The organism is Streptomyces rishiriensis (genome assembly GCF_003112535.1).
Classification (GTDB): domain Bacteria; phylum Actinomycetota; class Actinomycetes; order Streptomycetales; family Streptomycetaceae; genus Streptomyces; species Streptomyces rishiriensis.
The window spans coordinates 151010-174159 of sequence record NZ_BEWA01000017.1 but is presented as its reverse complement, the minus strand read 5'-3'; the positions used below and the strand labels follow the sequence as shown (position 1 = coordinate 174159).

General features: G+C 72.7%; 21 protein-coding genes and 1 pseudogene. 10 read left to right on the top strand and 12 right to left on the bottom strand.

Going from position 1 to position 23150, the window contains the following annotated elements:
- Nucleotides 1–43 precede the first annotated feature (43 nt).
- Nucleotides 44–1000, top strand: coding sequence for an FAD-dependent oxidoreductase (locus Sri02f_RS28665; RefSeq protein ID WP_109004366.1), 957 nt, complete (start codon nucleotides 44–46; stop codon nucleotides 998–1000).
- A 140-nt stretch (nucleotides 1001–1140) separates the two neighbouring features.
- Here Sri02f_RS28665 and Sri02f_RS28660 read toward each other — a convergent pair whose 3' ends face one another.
- Nucleotides 1141–3090, bottom strand: a complete 1950-nt coding sequence (locus Sri02f_RS28660) for a Xaa-Pro dipeptidyl-peptidase (protein WP_109004220.1) — start codon at nucleotides 3088–3090, stop codon at nucleotides 1141–1143.
- 216 nt (nucleotides 3091–3306) lie between these two features.
- On the opposite strand from Sri02f_RS28660, the gene Sri02f_RS28655 reads away from it, so the two are divergent.
- Nucleotides 3307–4800: a M1 family metallopeptidase gene (locus Sri02f_RS28655; protein WP_167467639.1), complete on the top strand. Its 1494-nt coding sequence runs from the start codon at nucleotides 3307–3309 to the stop codon at nucleotides 4798–4800.
- Nucleotides 4801–4921: 121 nt separating this feature from the next.
- Nucleotides 4922–5101: a hypothetical protein gene (locus Sri02f_RS28650; protein WP_109004218.1), complete on the top strand. Its 180-nt coding sequence runs from the start codon at nucleotides 4922–4924 to the stop codon at nucleotides 5099–5101.
- Nucleotides 5102–5216: 115 nt separating this feature from the next.
- On the opposite strand, the gene Sri02f_RS28645 is transcribed toward Sri02f_RS28650, so the two are convergent.
- The 3 genes and pseudogenes from Sri02f_RS28645 to Sri02f_RS28635 all read right to left on the bottom strand — a co-directional run bounded on the left by Sri02f_RS28645 (nucleotide 5217) and on the right by Sri02f_RS28635 (nucleotide 7909).
- The gene (locus tag Sri02f_RS28645) at nucleotides 5217–6206 is read right to left on the bottom strand and encodes an adenosine kinase (RefSeq protein WP_109004217.1); all 990 of its coding nucleotides are present in this window, start codon (nucleotides 6204–6206) and stop codon (nucleotides 5217–5219) included.
- 5 nt (nucleotides 6207–6211) lie between these two features.
- Nucleotides 6212–6360 (bottom strand): annotated as a pseudogene (locus tag Sri02f_RS43120) (Appr-1-p processing protein); the annotation flags it as partial.
- Nucleotides 6361–6442: 82 nt separating this feature from the next.
- Nucleotides 6443–7909: an amino acid permease gene (locus tag Sri02f_RS28635; protein WP_109004216.1), complete on the bottom strand. Its 1467-nt coding sequence runs from the start codon at nucleotides 7907–7909 to the stop codon at nucleotides 6443–6445.
- Nucleotides 7910–8140: 231 nt separating this feature from the next.
- Here Sri02f_RS28635 and Sri02f_RS28630 point away from each other — a divergent pair, with 231 nt between their 5' ends.
- Nucleotides 8141–8854 (top strand): MerR family transcriptional regulator, encoded by a 714-nt coding sequence (locus Sri02f_RS28630; protein ID WP_109004215.1) that lies wholly within the window; start codon nucleotides 8141–8143, stop codon nucleotides 8852–8854.
- A 13-nt stretch (nucleotides 8855–8867) separates the two neighbouring features.
- Here the strand turns inward: Sri02f_RS28630 and Sri02f_RS28625 are convergent, their stop codons facing one another.
- Genes Sri02f_RS28625 through Sri02f_RS28615 form a run of 3 tightly spaced genes read right to left on the bottom strand, consistent with a single transcriptional unit; the run spans nucleotide 8868 to nucleotide 13509 of the window.
- Nucleotides 8868–11045 (bottom strand): 3-hydroxyacyl-CoA dehydrogenase NAD-binding domain-containing protein, encoded by a 2178-nt coding sequence (locus tag Sri02f_RS28625; RefSeq protein WP_109004214.1) that lies wholly within the window; start codon nucleotides 11043–11045, stop codon nucleotides 8868–8870.
- A gap of 40 nt (nucleotides 11046–11085) precedes the next feature.
- Nucleotides 11086–12300: an acetyl-CoA C-acetyltransferase gene (locus Sri02f_RS28620; protein ID WP_109004213.1), complete on the bottom strand. Its 1215-nt coding sequence runs from the start codon at nucleotides 12298–12300 to the stop codon at nucleotides 11086–11088.
- A gap of 39 nt (nucleotides 12301–12339) precedes the next feature.
- Nucleotides 12340–13509, bottom strand: a complete 1170-nt coding sequence (locus Sri02f_RS28615; RefSeq protein ID WP_167467638.1) for a CaiB/BaiF CoA transferase family protein — start codon at nucleotides 13507–13509, stop codon at nucleotides 12340–12342.
- A 183-nt stretch (nucleotides 13510–13692) separates the two neighbouring features.
- On the opposite strand from Sri02f_RS28615, the gene Sri02f_RS28610 reads away from it, so the two are divergent.
- Nucleotides 13693–14865: a saccharopine dehydrogenase family protein gene (locus Sri02f_RS28610; protein WP_109004212.1), complete on the top strand. Its 1173-nt coding sequence runs from the start codon at nucleotides 13693–13695 to the stop codon at nucleotides 14863–14865.
- Between the two features lie 39 nt (nucleotides 14866–14904).
- Here Sri02f_RS28610 and mmpA read toward each other — a convergent pair whose 3' ends face one another.
- Nucleotides 14905–15051, bottom strand: a complete 147-nt coding sequence (mmpA, locus tag Sri02f_RS41850; protein ID WP_167467637.1) for a morphogenic membrane protein MmpA — start codon at nucleotides 15049–15051, stop codon at nucleotides 14905–14907.
- Between the two features lie 336 nt (nucleotides 15052–15387).
- Between mmpA and Sri02f_RS28605 the strand changes: the two genes are divergently transcribed.
- Nucleotides 15388–15576, top strand: a complete 189-nt coding sequence (locus tag Sri02f_RS28605) for a hypothetical protein (RefSeq protein ID WP_069772555.1) — start codon at nucleotides 15388–15390, stop codon at nucleotides 15574–15576.
- Here the strand turns inward: Sri02f_RS28605 and Sri02f_RS28600 are convergent.
- From Sri02f_RS28600 to Sri02f_RS28590, 3 genes are all read right to left on the bottom strand, one after another.
- Nucleotides 15537–16247, bottom strand: coding sequence for an endonuclease V (locus Sri02f_RS28600; protein ID WP_109004211.1), 711 nt, complete (start codon nucleotides 16245–16247; stop codon nucleotides 15537–15539). The genes Sri02f_RS28605 and Sri02f_RS28600 overlap by 40 nt on opposite strands.
- 86 nt (nucleotides 16248–16333) lie before the next feature.
- Complete coding sequence (locus tag Sri02f_RS28595) at nucleotides 16334–16663, bottom strand: plasmid stabilization protein (protein ID WP_109004210.1); 330 nt, start codon at nucleotides 16661–16663, stop codon at nucleotides 16334–16336.
- A gap of 50 nt (nucleotides 16664–16713) precedes the next feature.
- Nucleotides 16714–17823, bottom strand: a complete 1110-nt coding sequence (locus Sri02f_RS28590; RefSeq protein ID WP_109004209.1) for a WD40/YVTN/BNR-like repeat-containing protein — start codon at nucleotides 17821–17823, stop codon at nucleotides 16714–16716.
- Between the two features lie 222 nt (nucleotides 17824–18045).
- On the opposite strand from Sri02f_RS28590, the gene ssgD reads away from it, so the two are divergent.
- The 4 genes from ssgD (at nucleotide 18046) to Sri02f_RS28570 (ending at nucleotide 22484) form a co-directional block, all read left to right on the top strand.
- Complete coding sequence (gene ssgD / locus Sri02f_RS28585) at nucleotides 18046–18462, top strand: spore wall synthesis regulator SsgD (RefSeq protein ID WP_109004208.1); 417 nt, start codon at nucleotides 18046–18048, stop codon at nucleotides 18460–18462.
- Between the two features lie 279 nt (nucleotides 18463–18741).
- Nucleotides 18742–20364, top strand: a complete 1623-nt coding sequence (locus Sri02f_RS28580) for an ABC-F family ATP-binding cassette domain-containing protein (protein WP_109004207.1) — start codon at nucleotides 18742–18744, stop codon at nucleotides 20362–20364.
- A 140-nt stretch (nucleotides 20365–20504) separates the two neighbouring features.
- Entirely contained in the window at nucleotides 20505–21281 is a 777-nt protein-coding gene (ddaH, locus tag Sri02f_RS28575; RefSeq protein ID WP_109004364.1) for a dimethylargininase, read from the top strand.
- Nucleotides 21282–21509: 228 nt separating this feature from the next.
- The gene (locus Sri02f_RS28570) at nucleotides 21510–22484 is read left to right on the top strand and encodes an acyl-ACP desaturase (protein WP_109004206.1); all 975 of its coding nucleotides are present in this window, start codon (nucleotides 21510–21512) and stop codon (nucleotides 22482–22484) included.
- A 375-nt stretch (nucleotides 22485–22859) separates the two neighbouring features.
- Here the strand turns inward: Sri02f_RS28570 and Sri02f_RS28565 are convergent, their stop codons facing one another.
- Complete coding sequence (locus Sri02f_RS28565) at nucleotides 22860–23105, bottom strand: WhiB family transcriptional regulator (RefSeq protein ID WP_167467636.1); 246 nt, start codon at nucleotides 23103–23105, stop codon at nucleotides 22860–22862.
- Nucleotides 23106–23150 lie beyond the last annotated feature (45 nt).

The following is a 23150-nucleotide window of genomic DNA, read 5'->3' as shown; positions in this document are numbered from 1 at the left end:
GTTTCGCTCCGACGCCGTGGGCCGGGTGGGTTACCGTCCCGGCGTGGACATACAGGGAAACGGCGGAATCGTCGTGGTCGGGAGCGGGGTCGTCGGGCTGGCGACGGCCGTCGTCCTCGCCGAGCGCGGCCTGCGGGTACGGGTGTGGACGCGGGACGCCGCGGAGCGGACCACGTCCGCCGTGGCGGGCGCGCTGTGGTGGCCGTACCACATCGAGCCGAAGGCGTCGGCGCGCGCGTGGGCGCTGCGGTCGCTGGAGGTGTACCGGGAGCTGGCCGAGCGGCCCGGCGAGACCGGGGTGCGGCTGGTCGAGGGGGCTATGGGGGAGATGGACCCGGCGGACGTCGAGGGCTGGGCGGCGGGCCGGCTGCCCGGGCTGCGCCGGGCCACCGCGCGGGAGCACCCGGCGCGGAGCGCGGTGTGGGCGCGGCTGCCGCTGATCGACATGGCCGTTCATCTGCCGTGGCTGCGGGCGCGGCTGCTGCGGGCCGGCGGCACGGTCGAGGAGCGCACCGTGTCCGACCTTTCGGCGGTGAACGCGCCGGTCGTGGTCAACTGCACCGGTCTGGGCGCCCGTGACCTGGTCGGCGACGCCTCCGTGCGGCCGGTGCGCGGGCAGCTGGTCGTGGTGGAGAACCCCGGCGTGGACACCTGGCTCGTCTCCACCACCGCGGCCGGGGAGCTGACCTATTTCTTCCCGCAGCCGGGACGGCTGCTGCTGGGCGGCACGTCGGAGGACGGCGTCGAGTCGCTGGAACCGGACCCGGCCCGGGCGGAGGCGATCGTGCGGCGGTGCGCCGCCCTGCGGCCGGAGGTGGCCGGGGCACGGATCCTGGAACACCGGGTGGGCCTGCGACCGGCCCGGCCGGCCGTACGGCTGGAGCGGCAGGCGCTGCCCGACGGACGCGCGGTCGTCCACCACTACGGGCACGGCGGAGCCGGGGTGACCGTGGCCTGGGGATGCGCGGAGGAGGCGGCCGCGCTGGCCGCCTCCTCCTGACCGGTCACGGAACCGGTGTGCGTTTCCCGGTCGGCCGGAGAGCCGGTGTGCGTTCCCCCGCCGGCCGGAGAGCCGGTGTGCGTTTCCCGGTCGGCCTCGGCCGACCCGGCGACCCGGTGACACGGCGCCCCGGCGACCGGTCAGGGGATCCGGAGGTCGCCCCTCGGCGCGCCCGCGCCGGCGGGCGGGGCGGCCTGCGAGGCGGTGGCGGGCGGTCGTGACCCGGTCGTCGCGGCGGCGAACGCCTTCGCCCCTCCCACGAAGGGGACCCGGACCGAGGTGCGGGACAGGTCCACGGTGAGCGTCGGGGTGTCGGCGGGCGGGTCGATGAGGTCCTTGTCGGTGCCCGCCACGATCAGCGCGAGGCGGTGACCGGCCGGGACGACGTGGTCGGTCGCCGCGAGGTCGAGGGTGATCGTGTACGCCCTGCCCGGGGTGAGCGGCACGCCCTTGCCGGGGTCGGCGTAGGTGCCGAGGTCGGCCCAGCCCCGGCTGACGACGGTGGCGCCGACGTCGACCGTCCTGGCCCTGGTCTCCTTGAAGCAGGCGCTGTCGCCCGCGGTGCTCTCGCCCCAGCAGGTGCGGTCGGCGAGGGTGGTGACGCCCTCGCCTGCGGCCGCGTAGTCCCGGACGGTGTCGGGGCCGAGGTCGACGAGGACGGCGCTCAGGTGGGCCGTCGCCGTGGTGGGCGTGGCGGTGACGGTGACCTTCGAGGACCCGGCCAGCCGCAGGTCGCGGGTGAGGGCTTCGGTGACGAAGCCGGCCTTGTCGGGGGTCGGCGTGTCGATCCGCGCGGCCCAGTCGGTCTCGTCGAGCCGCGGGTCGTCGGTGAAGGTCGCGCTGCCCTTGCTCTTGCGCAGGCCGAGGGAGCCGACGCCGGGCCGGTCGCCGGCGGTCGGGCGCAGGGTCGCGGTCCGGGTGCCGTGCGGCGGCCAGACCTTCGAGGTGACCCACTGGTCGGGGTGGCGTTCGACGTCGGCCATGGGCTCGCGGTCGATGCCGTTGTCGTAGCCGAGGAGTTCGTGGTCGAACCAGCGGTGCAGGGTGTCGACCCAGTGGGCGCGCCGGAAGTCGAAGGGGTCGACGTGACCGGTCTGGGAGAGCCAGATCTTGCGCTCGACGCCGTTCTTCGCGAGGGCGTCCCACCACTGTCCGAGGTGCTTGGTGCGGACGTTGAGGTCCTGCAGGCCGTGGACGAGGAAGACGCTGGCCCTCACCTTGCGCGCGTCCTTGACGTAGTCGCGCTCGGTCCACAGCGGTGTCCGGTCGCCGGTGCGCGGGGCGTCGTCGACGAGCCGGCGCTGGACGGCGGCGCACCGGGCGCGCGCGTCGGGGGAGGTGACGTAGTCGGCGAGGGCGTCGGGGCCGGAGTCGTACAGGGGCGCGCCCTGGGCGAAGTAGTAGTCGTACCAGGAGGAGATGGCGCTGATCGGCACGATCGTCCTCAGGCCCCGGACGCCGGTGGCGGCGACGGCGTTGGCTATGGTGCCGTCCCAGCTCTTGCCGATCATGCCGGTCGTGCCGTCGGTCCAGCTCGCCCTGGTGGTCGTGCTCCCCGTACGGGTGGTGTAGGCCTTGGCGCGGCCGTTCAGCCAGTCGACGACGGCCTTGGCGGACTGCACCTCGAAGCGGCCCCCCACGTCCTCGCAGCCGTCGGAGCGGCCGGTGCCGGCCAGGTCGACGCCGACGACGGCATAGCCGCGCGGAACGAAGTAGTTGTCGTAGAACAGCGGCATCTGGACGACGTTCCCGGCCGCGTCGTACGTCTTGAGCTGCCCCTCGTTGCCTCGCCCGCAGCAGGAGTAGTAAGGGCTCGCGTCCATGATGACGGGCACCTTGCGGCCCTGCGCGGCGGGTTCACGGGGGCGGACGACGTCGGCGGCGACCCGGTCCGTCCGGCCGTCGCCGTCGGCGTCGAGCCCGGTGTCGACCCAGACGGCTTCGCGGACGGCGTCTGCGTAGGAGTACACGGGTCGGCTCTCGCGTGGGGCGCCGTGGGCCGCTGCCGGGGTGAGGAAGGCGGCCACCAGGAGGGTGATGACGGCGGCCGCGAGCGGTCTCCAGGTCGTGAAGCGCGTGCGTGTCGGCATGCGCGGGACGGTACTCCCGTCAACTCCCGTGCAGAAGAGGGCACATGGTGCCCGCCGGGGGCGGGGAAGGCGGTGGCCGGAACACGACCGTGCGGGCGGTTCGCTCATGACGGCCGAATGGCGATCGTGTGACGGGGGTGGCGGTGGGCAGGTCCTGGGGCACTGGGAGTCAATAGGCTCCCAACAGACTTCGTGCCTCTACGACTTGGAGCTTTCGTGCAGCGCAGAATCCTCGCGCCCGGCGCACTGGCCGCCGCGTCCGTCCTGCTGGCGATCCCGGCATCGGCCGCGAGCTTCTCCCCCGGCGCCCCGGGCATCGGCGACCCCTACTACCCGGCCTACGGCAACGGCGGATACGACGTCTCCCACTACGACCTGCGGCTGAAGTACCAGCCCGCCACGGACGAGCTGGAGGGGACGGCGACCATCCTCGCGACGACCACACAGGATCTGTCGCGCTTCGACCTGGACTTCCTGCTCGACGTCAGCGAGGTGCGGGTCGACGGCGTGAAGGCGGCGTTCGCCGCCTCGGGCGAGCACGAGCTGCAGATCACGCCGAAGAAGGCCCTGCCCAAGGGCGCGGCGATCACCGTCGTGGTGCGCTACCGAGGGGTCCCGTCGTCGAAGCAGGCGTACGGTTTCACCAGTTGGCACCGCACCCCGGACGGCGGGGTCGGCGCGAACGAGCCCGAGTCGGCCTGGTGGTGGTTCCCCAGCAACGACCACCCGCTCGACAAGGCCACCTACGACGTGTCGGTCCAGGTGCCGGACGGCACTCAGGCCCTTTCCAACGGCACGCTGCAGTCCACGAGTTCACGGGCCGGCTGGACCCGCTACAACTGGCGGTCGAACAAGCCGCAGGCGACGTATCTCGCCACCCTCGCGGTCGGCAGGTTCGACATCACGACCGGCACGACCGAGAGCGGCATCCCGGTCGTCAACGCCTACAGCCGGGACCTCGGCGACAACGCCGGTGCGGCGCGGGCGAGCATCGAGCGGACCGGGGAGATCGCCGACTGGCTGAGCGGCTACTTCGGGCCGTACCCCTTCGACGCGCTCGGCGGGTACGTGCCGAACACGACCACGGGGTACGCGCTGGAGACGCAGACCCGGCCGTACTACAGCCCGCGGCAGTTCGCGGGCGGCTCCAACACCTCCGTGGTGGTGCACGAACTGGCCCACCAGTGGTACGGCGACTTCGTGTCCGTGGCCGGCTGGAAGGACATCTGGCTGAACGAGGGCTTCGCGCGGTACGCACAGTGGCTGTGGTCCGAGCACGAGGACGAGGGCACGGCCCAGGAGCTCGCGGACTACGTGTACGCCTCGCACCCGGCCGACGACGCGTTCTGGACGGTGAAGCCGGGCGACCCGGGCCCGGAGAACCAGTTCGACATCGCCGTCTACGACCGGGGCGCGCTGGCCGTGCAGGCGCTGCGCAACGAGATCGGCGACGACGCCTTCTTCACCGTTCTCAAGGGCTGGCCCCGGCAGCACGCGTACGGCAACGCGGCCGTCGCCGACTTCCGGCAGTACGCCGAGCAGGTCTCCGGCAAGCGGCTGGACGCGCTGTTCGACACCTGGCTGTTCCAGCCGGCCAAGCCCGGGGCCCCCGCGGCGCGCAGCGCGTCGATCGCGAGGCCGGCGGCCGCGCCCGTGGCGCCGAGGTCGTGGAAGAAGATCGCCGCGACGAACGACGTCCACGAACACTGAGCCCGAGCGCTCCCCCGTCCGGCCCTGGCACGGCCGGAACTCTGCGAACTCCTGTCTGATTCCCGGTGGTTCTGGGTATCAAGCCGTGCAGGCGGACAGCGAAGAGAACGGGGAGAGGTCCATGGCGACTGCGCGGAACGGCAACGAGGGTCTGGGTGTGTGGCGGGTGCTGCCGCTCGTCGGGGCGGTGGTCCTGACCGTCGGCCTGATCGGCGGGGTGCCGCTGCTGACGCTGCTGGGCGCGGTCGTCGCCCTGGTCGGGGTGGTGGGGCTCACCGTGGCCAGACGCAAGCAGAACTGACGTCGGACGCCGGCGGGCCCCGCGGCGGATGCCGGTCCCCTCGCGGAAGGGATCGGCGGTACCGCCGTCACGGGGCCGCCGTCACGGGCCGCCGACGTGGGCCGGGCGCCGCGGGTCAGGCGCCGCTGTCGGGAGCGGCGGCCGCCGGTGCCGCGGCGGGGGCGGCCGCCGCGGCGAGCAGTCCGGCTCGCGACAGGGCGGCGCTCTCCGTGGCCGGCACCGTGCAGGCGTACGCCCCCGCCAGCGCGCCGTACTCGGCGCACCGGCGGGGCGGTTCGCCGCTGAGGCGGCCGAAGAGGAAGGCGGACGCGAAGGCGTCGCCCGCGCCGTTGGAGTCGACCGCCGTCGCGGGCGGGGCGACGGCGGGCACGTGCGTCAGCTCGCCGTCCGCCAGCAGATACGCCCCCTCCGCGCCGGCCGTGGCGACGACCGCCTCGGCGCGGCCGCGCTCGGCGATCCGGCGCATGGTCGCGTGCGGGTCGCGCAGCGCGGTGACGGAGACGAACACGACGTCCGCCTCGTAGGCGAAGGCCTCGTGGTAGGGGTTCTCTCCGTCCCAGTTGTGCAGGTCGGTGGAGATGCCCACGCCCGCCTCGCGGAGCACGGGGAGGGCCTCGGCGCAGGGGTGGGTGATGGACACGTGCGCGTGGCGGCTCGCCGCGGCCAGGGCGCGCAGCGTGTCCTCCGGGAAACGGTCGTCCGGGCGGCTGCGGCTGTTGTCGTAGAGCGAGAGCCGTCGCCCGTCGGGGCTCACCATGTTGACCGCGCGCTTGGTGCCGGCAGGCTGCGGGAGCTCGGTGAGGGCGATGCCCCGGTCCCGGTGCAGGGCGCGCACGAGGTCGCCCTCGGGGTCGTCGCCGAGGAAGTCCAGGTGGTGGGTGCGCAGGCCGAGGGCGGCGAGGCCCAGCGCGACGAAGTCGCCGGTCTGCCCGGCGCGGGCGCGGATGCCGCTGTCGATCATGTAGCTGTCGGCGTACGGGAGCGGCAGTTCCGGCACGTACACGATCGTGTCCACGCCGGCCCCGCCCAGGACCAGGACGTCGATGTCTCTTTCGACGTCCCTTTCGATGTCCCTTGCGACGTGCCCGTCGATCTGCGCGCGCATACGCGTCATCCCTCCCCCTGGTCGTACACCGTCACCGCGACGCCCCGCGCCACCAGCCGCTCCCCGACGAGCGGCTCGACACGGGACCACTTACCCCGGCCGGCCCGCAGCCTATCCGCGGCATGTGCACCGACGCGCCGGGTTCCAGGGCCCGAACGGTGGCGTCACCCCGGACATACCCGATCTCCGACATGACGCCACGGTAGGCGGTGCCACTGACAGTGGCTCCGGTGGTGTTATTCCGTGAGCTGTGAGAGCTCCGAGTCCGCCGCCCTGGACACCCGGTCGCGGACCGCGAACCAGCCGCCGACGAGGGCGGCCGCCACCACCGGGATCAGCAGGAGCGTCTTGCGGCCGACCTCGGGGTCGTTCCACATCAGACCGAGGACCGCGATCAGGAAGACGATCGTGACGATCTCCGTGGCCGGGCTGCCCGGCAGCCGGAAGGAGGGCCGCTGCACGAGCCCCGCCCGGGCGCGGCGGACGAAGACCAGGTGACACACCATGATGATCACCCAGGTGCTGATGATGCCGAGGGAGGCGATGTTCAGCACGATCTCGAAGGCCTGGCTGGGCATGAGGAAGTTCAGGCCGACGCCGAGGACGCACACCGCGCAGGTCAGCAGGATGCCGCCGTAGGGGACCTGGCTGCGGTTCATGCGGGCGGTGAACTTCGGAGCCGAGCCCGCCATGGCCATGGAGCGCAGGATGCGGCCGGTGGAGTACAGGCCGGAGTTCAGGGAGGACATGGCGGCCGTCAGGACGACCAGGTTCATCACGTCGCCGGCGCCCGAGACGCCGATCTTCGACAGGACGGTGACGAAGGGGCTCTCGTCGGCCGAGTACAGCGAGCCGGGCAGCAGCAGGGCGAGCAGGACGACCGAGCCCACGTAGAACAGGCCGACGCGCCACATGATGGAGTTCACCGCGCGCGGGACGATCTTCTCGGGGTCCGCGGTCTCGCCCGCGGCGACGCCGACCAGTTCCAGGGCCGCGTAGGCGAAGATCACGCCCTGCATGACGAGGACCACGGGCATGGCGCCGTGCGGGAGGAGGCCGCCGTGGTCCGTGATCACACTCGGGCCGGGCGTCTGGCCGCCCACCTCGTGCCGGGTGGCGAGCAGGAAGATGCCGATGCACATGAAGGCGACGAGGGTGGCGACCTTGACGATCGCGAACCAGAACTCCATCTCGCCGAAGATCTTCACCGAGATCAGGTTCACCGCCAGCACCACCGTGAGGGCGACGAGCGCGAGCACCCACTGGGGGATGCTCGTGAACATGCTCCAGTAGTGCGTGTACAGCGCGATCGCGGTGATGTCGGCGATGCCGGTCGTGGACCAGTTCAGGAAGTACATCCAGCCGGCGACATAGGCGCCCTTCTCGCCGAGGAACTCGCGCGCGTACGACACGAAGGAGCCGGAGGAGGGCCGGTACAGGACCAGCTCCCCGAGGGCGCGGACCACGAAGAAGGCGAAGACGCCGCAGACCAGGTAGGCGAGCGCGAGAGCCGGGCCCGCGGTGTGCAGGCGTCCTCCCGCGCCCAGGAAGAGGCCGGTGCCGATGGCGCCGCCGATGGCGATCATGTTGACGTGGCGGTGCTTGAGGTCCTTGCTGTAGCCGGCGTCGCCCGCGTCCGCGGGTGTCGCGGTCGCCTGGGGGTGGGCGGCGACTTCGGCCGTGCGCACGCTGTCCTTGCTCACGGGTGGTTCCACTCTCTGGTGCGCCCGGGCCTCATGCGCCCGGGTGTCCGTACGGTCGTGGCCCGCGGCTCCCGGGTAGGGGCACAGACCAAGGCAGCACCTTCCCAGAGCGCAGCGTGACCATGCGATGGCCGACGTCACACGGCGTCGCTTCTCACACGATCCTCACCGCGGCTCCGCACTCCGCCGTCCGGGTTTCACAGCACCGGTGTCACAGCGATACTGCTGCACATGACGATCGAGACCGAGGAGCCGGCCCTCACGGTCGACGAGCTGGCGGCCCGGGCGGGGGTCACGGTGCGCACCGTGCGCTTCTACTCCACCAAGGGGCTGCTGCCGCCGCCGGTCATCGGTCCGCGCCGGGTGGGCCACTACGGCCCCGGGCATCTCGCCCGTCTCGCGCTGATCGAGGAGCTGCGCGAGCAGGGCCTGACGCTGGCGGCGATCGAGCGGTACCTGGACCGGCTGCCGCCCGGGCTCGACGCCCATGACCTCGCCGTGCACCGGGCCGTGGTGGCCTCCTGGGCGCCGGACGCGGTGGAGACGGTGACGCGCGAGGAGCTGTGGCGCAGGGCCGGGCGGCCGCTCGGCGAGGAGGACGTGGACCGGCTCGTCGCGATGAGCGTCGTACGGCGCGAGCAGGACGGGTACGGGGTCGACCCCGGCCTGCTGCGCCTCGGCGTGCGGCTCCTGGACGTGCCGCTGTCGCAGGAGTCGATCCGCGCCGCGCGCGCCGTCCTCCTCGACCACGCGCGCGCCGCGGCCCACGAGCTGTCTCGGCTGCTGCGCGAGGAGGTGCCGGAGCGCGACGCGCGGGCGGTGCGCTCGCTGTCGGCGCACATGCAGCCCCTGGTCGTGCAGGCGCTGCTGACGGCCTTCCAGCGCTCCCTCACCGAGGAGCTGCGGGAGTGGCTCGGGGAGCCGCCCTCCGACGGCTCCCCCTGACAGGCCCGGTGGCTCAGCGCGCGTCCGTGAAGGTCTCCCCGTTCTCCGCCTTCGCCACCAGCAGCGCGGGCGGCGTGAAGCGGTCGCCGTAGCGCTCGGCGAGTTCACGCGCGCGTGCCACGAAGCCGGGGAGGCCGCCCTCGTAACCGTTGACGTACTGCAGCACCCCGCCGGTCCAGCCGGGGAAGCCGATGCCGAAGAGGGAGCCGATGTTGGCGTCGGCGACCGAGGTCAGGACGCCTTCCTCCAGGAGCCTGACGGTGTCGAGGGCCTCGGAGAACAGCATGCGTTCCTGCATGTCCTCGAACGGGATCGTGGCCTCCGCGCGCGTGAAGTGCTCGCGCAGCCCCGGCCACAGTCCGGCCCGCTTGCCGTCCTCGGCGTACTCGTAGAAGCCCGCTCCCCCGCTGCGCCCGGTGCGCCCGAACTCGTCGACCATGCGGTCGACGACCGCCTCCGCGGGGTGCGCGGTCCAGGTTCCGCCGGCCTCCTCGACGGCTCGCCTCGACTCCCGGCGGATCTTCTGCGGAAGGGTGAGGGTCAGCTCGTCCATCAGGGAGAGCACCTTGGCCGGGTAGCCGGCCTGCGCGGCCGCCTGCTCCACGGAGGCGGGCTCGATGCCCTCGCCGACCATGGCGACGCCCTCGTTGATGAAGTGGCCGATCACCCGGGAGGTGAAGAAGCCGCGCGAGTCGTTGACGACGATCGGGGTCTTCTTGATCTGCCGCACCAGGTCGAAGGCGCGCGCGAGCGCCTCGTCGCCCGTGCGGCCTCCCTTGATGATCTCGACGAGGGGCATCTTGTCGACGGGCGAGAAGAAGTGCAGTCCGACGAAGTCGCCCTGGCGCTCGACGCCTTCGGCGAGCGCGGTGATGGGCAGGGTGGAGGTGTTGGAGCACAGCAGGGCGTCGGGGGCCACGATGTGCTCGATCTCCTGGAAGACCTTGTGCTTGAGGGCGGTGTCCTCGAAGACGGCCTCGATAACGGCGTCGCAGCCGGCCAGGTCGGCGGGGTCCGCGGTGGGCGTGATGCGGGCCAGCAGCGCGTCCGCCTTCTCCTGGGTGGTGCGGCCCCGGGCGACGGCCTTGGCGCAGAGCTTCTCGGAGTAGCCCTTGCCCTTGACGGCGGCCTCCAGGGAGACGTCCTTCAGGACGACGTCGATGCCCGCGCGGGCGCACGCGTAGGCGATGCCCGCGCCCATCATCCCGGCGCCCAGGACGGCGGCCCTGCGCACCGTGCGGGGCTCGACGCCCTTGGGGCGGCTGACGCCGGAGTTGACGGCCTGGAGGTCGAAGAAGAACGCCTGGATCATGTTCTTCGACGTCTGTCCGGCGGCCAGCTCGACGAAGTAGCGCGCCTCGATGACCTGGGCGGTCTCGAAGTCGACCTGGGCGCCCTCGACGGCCGCGGCGAGGATCGCGCGCGGCGCCGGGTAGGGGGCGCCGTTGGTCTCCTTGCGCAGGCTGGCCGGGAAGGCGGGCAGGTTGGCGGCGAACCGGGGGTTCGACGGGGTGCCGCCGGGGATGCGGTGGCCCGGCTCGTCCCAGGGCTGCCGGGACTCGGGGTGGGCGTCGACGAAGGCGCGCGCCTTGGCGCGGAGTTCCTCGGGAGTGGCGGCGACCTCGTGGATGAGGCCGTTCTCCAGAGCCTGGCGGGGGCTGTACTGGTTGCCCTTGAGGAGGACCTTGAGCAGGGCGTCGGTGATGCCCAGCAGGCGTACGGTGCGCACGACGCCGCCGCCTCCGGGGAGGAGGCCCAGGGTGACCTCGGGGCAGCCGATCTTCGAGCCGGGCGCGTCTAGGGCGACACGGTGGTGGCAGGCGAGGGCGAGCTCGAAGCCGCCGCCGAGGGCCGCGCCGTTCAGGGCCGCGACGACGGGCTTGCCGAGGGTCTCGATGCGGCGGAGGTTGCGCTTGATCTCCAGCCCGCCCTCGAAGAGCTCACGGGCCGTGTCGGGGGTGACGCGGATCAGGTCGCGCAGGTCGCCGCCGGCGAAGAAGGTCTTCTTGGCGGAGGTGAAGACGATGCCCCGGATGGAGTCCTTCTCGGCCTCCAGCCGGTCGGTGACCGCGGCGAGCGAGGCGCGGAAGGCCGCGTTCATGGTGTTCGCGGACTGCTCGGGGTCGTCGAGGACGAGGGTGACGAGGCCGGTGCGGTCCTGTTCCCAGCGGATGGCGGTGCTCTGTGTCATGACGGGATCTCCGTAGAAGTCTTGGGTTCCGCTGGGGTGGTCAGACGCGCTCGACGATCGTGGCGATGCCCATGCCGCCGCCGACGCACAGCGTGGCCAGGCCGTAGCGCTTGTCCTGGCGTTCCAGCTCGTCGACGAGCGTGCCGAGGATCATCGCTCCGGTGGCGCCGAGGGGATGGCCCAGCGCGATCGCGCCGCCGTTGACGTTCACCTTGTCCAGGGACAGGCCCATGTCCCTGACGAAGCGCAGGACGACGGCCGCGAAGGCCTCGTTGATCTCGACCAGGTCGATGTCGTCGATGGTCAGGCCGGCCTTCGCCAGGGCCTTGCGGGTGGCGGGCGCGGGACCGGTGAGCATGATCGTCGGCTCGGAGCCGGAGACGGCCGCGGAGACGATCCGCGCGCGGGGGGTGAGTCCGTGGCGCTCGCCGACCTCCTTGGTGCCGATCGCGACCAGGGAGGCGCCGTCGACGATGCCGGAGGAGTTGCCCGCGTGGTGGACGTGGTCGATCTTCTCCACCCAGTGGTACTTCTGCAGGGCGACCGCGTCGAAGCCGCCCAGCTCGCCGATGTCGGCGAAGGAGGGCTTGAGCCTGCCGAGCGAGTCGGCGGTGGTGCCGGGGCGCGGGTGCTCGTCGTGGTCGAGGACGACCAGGCCCGCGCGGTCCCTCACCGGGACGACCGAGCGGTCGAAGCGCCCTTCCTTCCAGGCCGTCGCCGCCCGCTCCTGCGAGAGGGCGGCGTACTCGTCGACGTCCCGCCGGGAGAAGCCCTCGATGGTCGCGATGAGGTCGGCGCCGATGCCCTGGGGCACGAAGTTCACGGCCAGGTTGGTCATCGGGTCGTTGAACCAGGCGCCGCCGTCCGAGGCCATCGGCACCCGGGACATCGACTCGACGCCGCCCGCGAGGACCAGGTCCTCCCAGCCGGAACGGACCTTCATGGCGGCCAGGTTGACCGCCTCGAGACCCGAGGCGCAGAAGCGGTTCTCCTGTACGCCCGCCACGGTGTCCGGCAGACCGGCCGCGAGGGCGGCGATGCGCGCGATGTCGGAGCCCTGGTCGCCGACCGGGCCGACCACGCCGAGCACGATGTCGTCGACGGCGGCCGGGTCGAGGCCGGGGAAGCGGTCGCGGAGCTCGTGGATGAGGCCGACGACGAGGTCGATGGGCTTCGTGCCGTGCAGGGCGCCGTTCGCCTTGCCGCGTCCGCGCGGGGTGCGGATCGCGTCGTACACGTACGCTTCGGTGCTCACTGGTAAGCCTTTCGGGAGGGTGGGCCGGGCCGGGCGGGGTCAGGCGCCCCGGGACGAAGTGCTCGGGGAGGGCTGCTCGGGGTCCGTCGCGAGCTCGGGTATGTCCCAGTCACGGGCCACCTCGCGGCGATGGGCGCCGGGCAGGGCCGGCCCGGTGCGGACGGCCGTGGGCGTCGCGGAGAACCGGGGCGCGGGGGCCGGCTGGGTGATGCCGCCGTGGTCGGTGAAGGTGCCCCGGGCTGCGAGGTGCGGGTGGTGCGGGGCCTCGCACAGCGACAGCACGGGCGCGACGCAGGCGTCGGAGCCGTCGAAGACGGCCGTCCACTCGGTGCGCGTGCGGGCCTTGAAGCGGGCGGCGACGGCCTCCCGCAGCTCTCCCCAGCGCGCCCAGTCCCGGCGGGCGTCGCGGAAGTCGCCGAGGCCCAGCAGGTCCACGAACTCGTCGTAGAACTGCGGCTCCAGCGCGCCGACCGCCATGTGGCCGCCGTCGGCGGTCTCGTACGTCCCGTAGTACGGGCAGCCCCCGTCGAGGAGGTTGGCGCCGCGCCGGTCCTGCCAGCCGCCGGCCGCGAGCATGCCGTGGATCATCGCGGAGAGGTGGGCGACACCGTCGACGATGGCCGCGTCGACGACCTGGCCGACGCCGCTCTCGCGCGCGTGGTGCAGCGCCGCGAGGACGCCGACCACGAGGTACAGGGAGCCGCCCGCGTAGTCGCCGAGCAGGTTGGCGGGGGCCGGCGGCGGCCGGTCGGGGGCGCCGATCATGCCGAGGGCGCCGGTGAGGGCGATGTAGGCCACGTCGTGGCCCGCGCGATGGGCGAGGGGTCCCTGCTGGCCCCAGCCGGTCATCCGGCCGTAGACCAGCCGGGGGTTGCGGGCATGGCAGTCCGCGGGGCCGACGCCGAGACGCTCGGCCACGCCCGGCCGGTTGCCCTCGATGAGGACGTCGGCGCGGGAGGCGAGGTCCAGGACGCGCGCGGGTCCGTCCGGCGCCTTCAGGTCGACGATCACCGAGCGTTTGTTGCGGTTGGTGACGTCGCAGGAGGGGTCGACGGCGAGGGAGGATCCGCCGGGGCGGTCCACGCGGACGACGTCGGCCCCGAGGTCGGCCAGCAGCATGCCGGCGAAGGGCCCGGGGCCGATCCCGGCGAGCTCCACCACCCGCACGCCTGCCAGCGGGCCCTGCCCGGCCGTCCGTCCCGTCGTCATCCAGCCCCCTTGCTGTGACACAACCGATGTAACACCAGTGATGCTATGAACGTGGTGGAGCGGACACAAGAGCTGAACGAGCAAGCGCTTAGACACTTTAGGGACACCTGCCGTCGGGCTCCGCACTCCTCACGCTAGCCTCAGCCACCGACAGCGGCGCGGGCTGCACGGCAAAGGGGTGTCATGAGCAGGCTGAAAAGGTCGGACCGTCCGTACGACATCGTGCTCTTCGGGGCCACCGGCTTCGTCGGGACGCTCACCGCGGAGTACCTCGCCGCGCACGCGCCCGCCGACGTCCGCTGGGCGATCGCCGGACGCGACGGGACGAGACTGCGACGGCTGCGCGAACGGCTCGGCGTGGACGTCGGGGTGCTGTCGGCCGACGTCTCGGACCCGGCGTCGCTGCGCGCCCTCGCGGAACACGCGCGCGTGGTGGCCACGACGGTGGGCCCGTATGTGCGCTACGGCGAGGAGCTCGTGGCCGCCTGCGCGGACACCGGCGCCGACTACCTCGACCTCACCGGCGAGCCGGAGTTCGTGGACCTGATGTACGTGCGGCACGACGCACGCGCGCGGGAGACGGGGTCCCGGCTGCTCCACGCGTGCGGCTTCGACTCGGTCCCGCACGACCTGGGCGCGTACTTCACCGTCCGGCAGCTTCCCGAGGGCGTGCCGCTGACCGTGGACGGCTTCGTGACCGCCGACGCCTCCTTCTCGGGCGGCACCTTCGCCTCCGCGCTCGGCCAGTTCGCGCGCGGCCGGCAGATGGCGGCCGCCGCGCGGGAGCGGGGACGGCACGAACCGCGGCTGATGGGCCGGCGCGCCACCGCGCCGGTGGGCGCGCCCCGGTTCGCCCCGGAGGTGGGCGCCTGGGCCCTGCCGCTGCCGACCGTCGACGCGCAGATCGTGCTCCGGTCGGCGCGGGCGCTGCAGCGCTACGGACCCGACTTCCGCTACCGGCACTACGCGGCGGTACGACGGCTGCCGGTCGCCGTGGGCGGCGTGGCGGCGGTCGGCGCGCTGGCCGCGGCGGCCCAGGTGCCGCCGGCCCGGCGCTGGCTGTCCGGCCGGCTCAAGCCGGGCGAGGGGCCGAGCGCGCATAAGCGGGCGCGCAGCTGGTTCTCGGTCCGGTTCGTCGGCGAGGGCGGCGGCCGCCGGGTGTACACCGAGGTGGCGGGCGGCGACCCCGGCTACGACGAGACGGCGAAGATGTTCGCCGAGGCCGCGCTGGCCCTCGTCTGCGACGCCCTCCCGCCGACGGCGGGGCAGGTCACCACCGCGGTGGCGATGGGGGACGCGCTGACCGAACGGCTGACCCGGGCGGGCATCCGGTTCCGCGTCGCGGCGCGCCGCTGAGCCGCCCGCGCTCCCCTCGTCGCCCGCTGTGCGCCGGCCTCAGACCTGCCACTGCACGAGCGTGTAGATCATGCCGGCGATCCAGCCGAGCCCGGCCAGGACGGCGAGGACCAGCGCGGCGTTCACGGCACGCTCGACGGGGCGGTCCGGGTCGGCGAGGGGCTTCGGAGCACGGTGGGTGGTCATGGGCCCAGCCTGCCGATCGCACAGGCTTGCGGACATCCGTACGCGTACTCAGACGCCGTACTCAGACGCCGTCGCCGTACGCACAGGCGGCACTCGCACCGCGCCTGCACACGGCGGACGGCGGACGGCGGACGGCGGACGGCGGACGGCGGACGGCGGACGGCGGACGGCGGACGGCGGACGGACGCAACGAACGGACCGCGCCCGCGTCCCCTCGCCCCCGTTTGAGACTTCTTCCCTCCGCTGCCCGGCGACCGTGCTCCGAAGTGCCAACAAGCAGTTCAATGAAACGATTGAAGGAGCAGACCGCAGCGATCGGACGAGAAGGGGAGCAGTATGAAGTTCGTTCTCGAAGTCACCGTCGACGAGGGCGCGTTGGCCCAGGACCCGGTGGGCGAGCTGGGGCGCATCCTCCGGTACTGGGGCGGCAACCTGAAGCACTACGCCCTGGAGGCCGGGGACGGCTCGGCCGTGTACGACTCCGCCTACGCCGAGGTGGGCCGCTGGCGGATCGTCGCCTCCTGAAGCGCCTCGCGGCACAGTGAGTCCGCCCTGCGGGTCGTCTCCGGAAGGCGGAACCGCGGGGTGAGGGCGAGCGTGTGGGCGCAGGCGGCGTCCAGGTCGACGCGGTGGCCCACGGACACGAAGACCGGCTTCACGCCCTCCCGGGTGCGCAGCGCGCGCCCCACCTCTTCCTCGCCGGCCAGCAGCGGGGACGCCGATCCGCGCGGCATGCCCGGATCGTCGTAGGTGAAGACGAAGGGGTTCTTGGCGACGCCGATGGTGGGCAGTCCGGTGAGGACCCCGAGGTGGCTCGCGAGCCCGAAGCGGCGCGGGTGGGCGAGCCCGTACCCGTCGCAGACGACCAGGCCGGGCGGGCAGGGCAGGGCCTCCAGCGCGGCGAGCACGGTGGGGATCTCGCGGAACGCGAGCAGTCCGGGAACGTACGGGAAGGAGATCCTTCCGACGGCGGTCGCCTCCGCGACGACGTCGAGGCTCGCGGCGTCCAGGACGACGGCGGCCGCCGCGACGACGTCCCGCTCGTCGTCGTAGGCGACGTCGACCCCCGTCACGTGTCCCGTCCCCGGGGGCGGTCCCGGCTGGTCGAGCACCACTCGGGCCCGCAACTCGTCCTGGACGGCGCGGGCCTCCTCCTCGGTCGCGGGCCAGCCCGCGGGAATGCTTACGGTCGTCATGGTGGTGACGAGCGTACGGCTCCCGCGGACGGGCTCGCGATCGCCTTCCCGGTGCGGGGCGCCCGGCCCCGTCCCCCAGGCGGGTGTCAGCTCTTGCTGTCGAGCGCCCGCTGCAGCTGGCCCTTGTTCATGTCCGAGCGGCCCTTGACCCCTCGTCGCTTGGCCTCCTCGTACAGCTGGTCGTACGTGGGCCCCTGGGAGCCCTTGCCGGACCGCTGGCCGCCGCGCCTGCCGGACGACATGTCCTGCGTGGAGGTGCGCGAGGCGGTCTTCGACTCGCCGGAGCGGGCGCGCTCCTTGTTGACCGTCCGGGCGGCGATCTCCTCGGCGCGGCCGGCGCTCTCGCCCCGGTCCTGCGCGCTCTCCTTGATGTGCTCGTACTGGCGCTCCCGCTTGGGGCTGGAACCGCGTGGCATGGACGCTCACTCCTTTCGCGTTCGCGCCCTCCGGGTACCCGGGAAACGGCTCACCTCTCCAGACGTGCCACGCGTCCCTGTTCGCCCGCCGCCCAGCAGCCGCGGTCGGAGGCGCAGTCCACGGTGTCGTACGAGCCGGTGTCGACGGTGCGCCAGGTGCGGCCCGCGTCGGTGGTCAGGTCGGTGCCGGTGGGGCCGACCGCGAGGGCGGCGGAGCGGCTGCGCGGGATCCAGGCGACGCCGGAGCGGTAGGCCGGCGGGGGCGACACGGCGGGCCGCCACCCGCGGCCGCCGTCCCCGGTCGTGGCCGCGGCCTGCGGGGACGGCTGGTCGGGACGGTAGTCGCCGCCGACGGCGAGGCCGTGGGCACGGTCGCGGAAGGCGACGGCGAAGACCCCGCGCGCGGGGTCTCCCGCCGGGATCGGCGCGTCGGCGGCCTTCCAGGTCAGTCCGCGGTCGGAGGAGTGCAGCACCCGCGCGCGGGCGGCGCCGCCGGTCGCCAGCCAGACGTCCTTCGGCCCGGAGGCGGTCAGACACTGGCCGCTCGCCGCGAAACCCGCCTCGCCGTCCTGGGCGGCCGGCATCCCGCGGTCGGGCAGCACCTTCCAGGAACTGCCGCCGTCGCTCGTCGACAGGATGCGGAACCGCCCGTCCACCGGGTCGCTGACGGCGAGACCGTGGCGGCGGTCGAAAAAGGTCATGCAGTCGTAGAACGCGCGGGCGTCGGTGTTGCGGAAGGACTCCGTCCAGGTCGTCCCGCCGTCCTCGGTGCGGTAGATGCGCGAGGCCTCGCCCTCGCCGATGGCCAGCACCACCGCGTGGCGCGCGTCGGACGCCTCGACGTCGCGGAACTGCAGGTCGCCCGCGCCGGGCGGCGAGACGTCGCGCCAGCTCCGGCCGCCGTCGACGGTGCGCAGCACCGTGCCCCGGGTGCCGGCCGCCCACGCGGTGTCGCGGTCCACGGCCGCGAGTCCGCGAAAGCGCACGGCGGCGGCACCGGTGTCCTTGAGGACCCAGTGCGGCGGCGTGGGGGCCAGGGTGTGCGCCTGGGCCGGCGGCGCGGTCAGGACCGCGAGCACCGCCCCACAGGCCGCGGCCGCCGCCCGCGCGCTCGTCCGTGCCGTCCGAATCGTGCGTCGCGTCTTCCCCAAGCGCCTCATGGCGGGCGAAGCTAGCCCACGGCTTTCACCGTCGTCCAGATGCCGTGATCGCCTCAGCCGCCCCGCAGGGCACGGGAGGAGTGCTGTGTCACTCCCGTGCATGAAGGCGGTGACCGAGGTCACTAGGAATGCGTGTGCACGGATCGGCCGGTTCCGGCGTCTCTTCCAGTGTCCGGACGCACCGCCCGGAAGTTCGTCCCGCCGTCACGAGGGAGCAAGGCGTTGTCCACCGTCATCGAGCAGCCCGTCGAGGCCCGCCTGGTCGCCGCCGCGCCACGCATGCAGACCATCCCCGCCACCTTGCACTACGACCGCCAGGATCCCTTCGCCGTCCGGATGACGTTCCCCGCACCGGCCACCCTGGAGGGCGTCGAGGTCTGCTGGACCTTCGCCCGCGAACTCCTCTCGGCCGGCCTGCACGACGCCGAGGGCCACGGCGACGTCCGGGTGCGCCCCTACGGGTACGACCGCACGGTGCTGGAGTTCCACGCGCCCGAGGGCACCGCCGTCGTGCACGTGCACTCGGCCGACATCCGGCGCTTCCTTCAGGCGGCGGGCGAACTGGTGCCCGCCGGCACCGAGTACCGCCAGCTCGACCTCGACCACGACCTGGCGGAGCTGATGCGGGACGCCTGCTGACCCCCCTTTTTTAATCCTTTGACAGCTCTCGCGAGCCCTCTTACGGTGTAAACGGTTCTGTTGCCGCCGATCGGAGAAGGACGTTGCTCGTCTGAGGTCCTGAGACACCGCGCCGCACCTCTTGGGTGTGAGCGCCGCGTGCGACCTCGGCCTGCGAGCCGTCCCTGCGGAGCGGGACCTTTCTGCTGTCTCCGCGCTCCCCCGCCCCGGCGGTGGTCGCCGCTTTCCGGTGTCTCGACACGCGTTGCCCTGACCGCACACGCAACCGCGAGGCCCGCTTTGACTCATTCCATCACCTGTACCTCCCTCGCCTTCTCCTGGCCGGACGGCACCCCCGTCTTCGAGGGGCTCGACGTCGCCTTCGGCCCCGGCCGTACCGGCCTGGTCGGCGTCAACGGCTCCGGCAAGTCGACCCTGTTGAAGCTGATCGCCGGAGAACTCGCCCCCGCCGACGGCACCGTGCGCGTCGCGGGCGAGGTCGGACATCTCCCGCAGAACGTCACCCTGGACACCGCCCTGAAGGTGGACGCCGCGCTCGGCATCGCCGCACAGCGCGCCGCCCTGCACGCCATCGAGGCCGGTGACGTGTCCGAGGAGCACTTCGAGGCCGTCGGCGACGACTGGGACGTCGAGGAACGTGCCCTGGCCACCCTCGGCGAGCTCGGGCTCGGCCACGTCGACCTCGACCGCACCATCGGCGAGGTGTCCGGCGGCGAGTCCGTCCTGCTGCGGCTGGCCGCCCTGCTGCTGCGCCGGCCGGACGTCCTGCTGCTGGACGAGCCGACCAACAACCTCGACCTGTACGCGAGACGGCGGCTGTACGCGGCCGTCTCGGCCTGGCCGGGCGTGCTGGTCGTGGTCAGCCACGACCGCGAGCTGCTCGACCTCGTCGACCAGATCGCCGACCTGCGCTCGGGGGAGGTCAGCTGGTACGGCGGCAACTTCTCGGCGTACGAGGAGGCCCTCGCCACCGAGCAGGACGCCGCCGAGCGCATGGTGCGCGTCGCGGAGGCCGACCTGCGCAAGCAGAAGCGCGAACTGGCCGACGCCCAGGTCAAGCTGGCCCGCCGCAGGCGGTACGGACAGAAGATGTACGAACAGAAACGCGAGCCGAAGATCGTCATGGGGGCCCGCAAGCGCGCGGCCCAGGAGTCCGCGGGCAAGCACCGCATCATGCACGAGGAGAAGCTCGCCGAGGCGAAGGAGCGGCTCGACGACGCGGCCGAGGCCGTGCGCGACGACGACGAGATCCGCGTCGACCTGCCCCACACGGCCGTGCCGCCGGGGCGCGAGGTCCTCACCCTGATGGACCTGCGGCTCGCGTACGGCGCGCGCGTGGAGGGCGGTTTCGACCTGCGCGGTCCCGAGCGGGTCGCGCTGGTCGGGCGCAACGGCGCGGGCAAGACGACGCTGCTGCGCACGATCGCCGGAGAACTGGCGCCGGAGGCGGGCGAGGCGCACACGCGCGTGCCGCTGCGTTTCCTGCCCCAGCGTCTCGACGTCCTCGACGGCGAGCTCACCGTCGCCGAGAACGTGGCCCGGTTCGCGCCGGGAGCCACCAACAACCGGGTGCGGGCCCGGCTGGCCCGCTTCCTGTTCCGTGGCGCCCGCGCCGACCAGAAGGCGGCGACCCTGTCCGGCGGGGAGCGCTTCCGGGCGACGCTGGCGGCTCTGATGCTGGCCGAGCCCGCGCCGCAGCTGCTGATGCTGGACGAGCCGACCAACAACCTCGACATGGCCAGCGTGCGTCAGCTCACCACGGCCCTGGAGTCCTACGAGGGGGCGTTGATCGTGGCCAGTCACGACCTGCCGTTCCTGGAGTCCATCGGCATCACCCGCTGGCTGCTGCTGGACGGGGAGCTGCGCGAGACGACGGCCGAGGAGGTGGCGGGCCCGGTGTAGGCCGCCGCGCCCCGCGCGGGGATCTCAGGAGAAGCACATTGTTACCGCGGGGTTTTGTCCTGGTGGTCCCGCGCTGCATGATGGCTGACCGGCGCCGCGCCCGAGGCGCCGGTCGTGCCACCCGATTCGGAGACCCGGACGTGCCCAGCAAGAAGGCCCTCATCCGCCGCCCCAGCCCACGCCTCGCCGAAGGCCTGGTCACGCACGTCGAGCGGGCGAAGGTCGACGTGGAGCTCGCCCGGGAGCAGTGGGAGGCCTACGCCGAGGCGCTGCGCACGCACGGCTGGGAGACCGTCGAGGTCGAGCCCGCCGACGACTGCCCGGACTCCGTGTTCGTCGAGGACACGGTGGTGATGTACAAGAACGTCGCCCTGATCGCGCGCTCCGGGGCCGAGTCCCGGCGCGACGAGACCGCCGGGGTCGAGGAGGCCGTGGCACGGCTGGGCTGCTCGGTGAACTGGATCTGGGAGCCGGGCACGCTGGACGGCGGCGACGTCCTCAAGGTGGGCGACACGATCTACGTCGGCCGGGGCGGGCGGACCGACGCGGCCGGCGTCCAGCAGGTGCGCGCCGCCTTCGAACCGCTCGGGGCGCGCGTCGTGGCCGTACCGGTGAGCAAGGTGCTGCACCTGAAGTCGGCGGTCACCGCGCTGCCGGACGGCACGGTGATCGGCCACATCCCCAAGGTGGACCGCCCGTCGCTGTTTCCCCGCTTCCTGTCGGTGCCCGAGGAGTCCGGCTCGCACGTGGTGCTCCTCGGCGGCCCCAAGCTGCTCATGGCGGCGAGCGCGCCGAAGACGGCCGAGCTGCTCGCCGATCTCGGTCACGAGCCCGTCGTGGTCGACATCAGCGAGTTCGAGAAGCTGGAGGGATGTGTGACGTGCCTCTCGGTGCGTTTGCGTGATCTCTACGCCTGACCGGGTGATCCGCTCCCCCCTGCCGGCCCTGGGACCTGCGGTTCCGGCAGCTGTTCGGGGTGGACGAAGCGGGCCCGAAATGCCCGGCGCAACGCTGCTGATCAGCGACGTTTACGCAGTTCTTAGCCTACGGCTTCGTAACCTACGGATACGTAGCCTACGATTCCGTAAGTTCCGGCCTCGCTCGCCGGAGTGTTCCGCTCCGCTTCACGTCCCCCTGGAGTTCTCGTGACGATCGCCTCCCCTCACCTCGGCAGCCCCGCCGTCTGGACCGACGCCAAGCTGCTGTACGCGCTGGAGGAAGTGGTCGAGGCGGAACTCAACCGGCATCTCAAGGTCACCAAGGACTGGATGCCGCACGAGTACGTGCCGTGGAGCGACGGCCGCAACTTCCCCGGCTTCTTCGAGGACGGCGAGGCCTGGGACAAGGAGCAGTCCAAGGTCACCGAGATCGGCCGGATCGCGCTGGTCGTGAACCTCCTCACCGAGGACAACCTGCCCAGCTACCACCACGAGATCGCCTCGCTCTTCGGCCGGGACGGCGCCTGGGGCACCTGGGTGCACCGCTGGACGGCCGAGGAGGGCCGGCACGGCATCGTCATGCGTGACTACCTGCTCGCCTCGCGCGCGGTGGACCCGGACAAGCTGGAGCAGTTCCGCATGTCCCACATGAGCGAGGGCTTCGAGTCCGACAACCGGCACTCGATGCTCCACTCGGTCGCCTACGTCGCCTTCCAGGAGCTGGCCACCCGCGTCTCGCACCGCAACACCGGCCACCAGTCCGGCGACCCGGTCTGCGACCGCATGCTGGCGCGCATCGCGACCGACGAGAACCTGCACATGGTCTTCTACCGCAACCTCCTGAAGGCCGCGTTCGATCTCGCCCCCGACATGACCATGCAGGCCGTGCGCGACGTGCTGGTCAACTTCCGCATGCCCGGCCACGGCATGCCCGGCTTCGAGCGGTTCGCCGCGCAGATGGCCATCGGCGAGGTCTACAACCTGCGCATCCACCACGACGACGTCATCCAGCCGGTGCTGCGCTTCCTGAAGATCATGGAGATCGACGGCCTCGGCCCGGAGGGCCAGAAGGCGCAGGAGGAGATCGGCCTGTACATGGGCGGGCTGGACGCCGAGGCGCTGAAGTTCGACGAGAAGCTGGCCGCCCGCAAGGCCCGCCTGGCGGCCCGCGCCGCGGGCTGACCGCACGACCCGCGCCGCGACGGCTCACACAGGGAACCGATTTCCCGGTGCGGGCCGTTCGCCGTCTACGGCATCTTGCCGCCGTGCACTACAGCGACCCGGTCCGGCAGGGCCTCGGCTTCTGCTCGGTCTGACCGGCGAGGACACCGCCGGGCCGGTGCGGGCCCGCACCGGTCTGCGCCCGCACCGGCCCACGGACCCGAGCACGGTCCAGCGCGCGATGAACCGCGCCCGGACGCGGCCCGCCGTGCCGGCGTCCGTGCTGCTGCGGCTGCGCTACGCCCGAACGCGCCCCCGGATCTCGACCGCACCCCCGCGACGCGGTCGTTCGCATGCGGGAGCGGCACGACCGCCCCTGGCCCGCCGCCGTGCGGGTCAGAGCGCCGTGCGCCTGATGTCCAGACGCTCCTTCTCGGAGAGACCGCCCCAGACGCCGAAGCGTTCGTCATGGGTCAGGGCGTAGTCCAGACAGGCGGAGCGCATCTCGCACATGCCGCAGATGCGCTTGGCCTCCCGCACCGAGCTGCCGGGCTCGGGGAAGAAGAACTCCGCCCCCGTCTGTGCGCACAGCGCTTCCCGCTGCCAGGTGAGGTCGGGTGTGGGAATCGTGTCGGTGTACATGGCGAGAATCGTGACCGGCGGCGCAAAACGTTCGATCAACGCCGG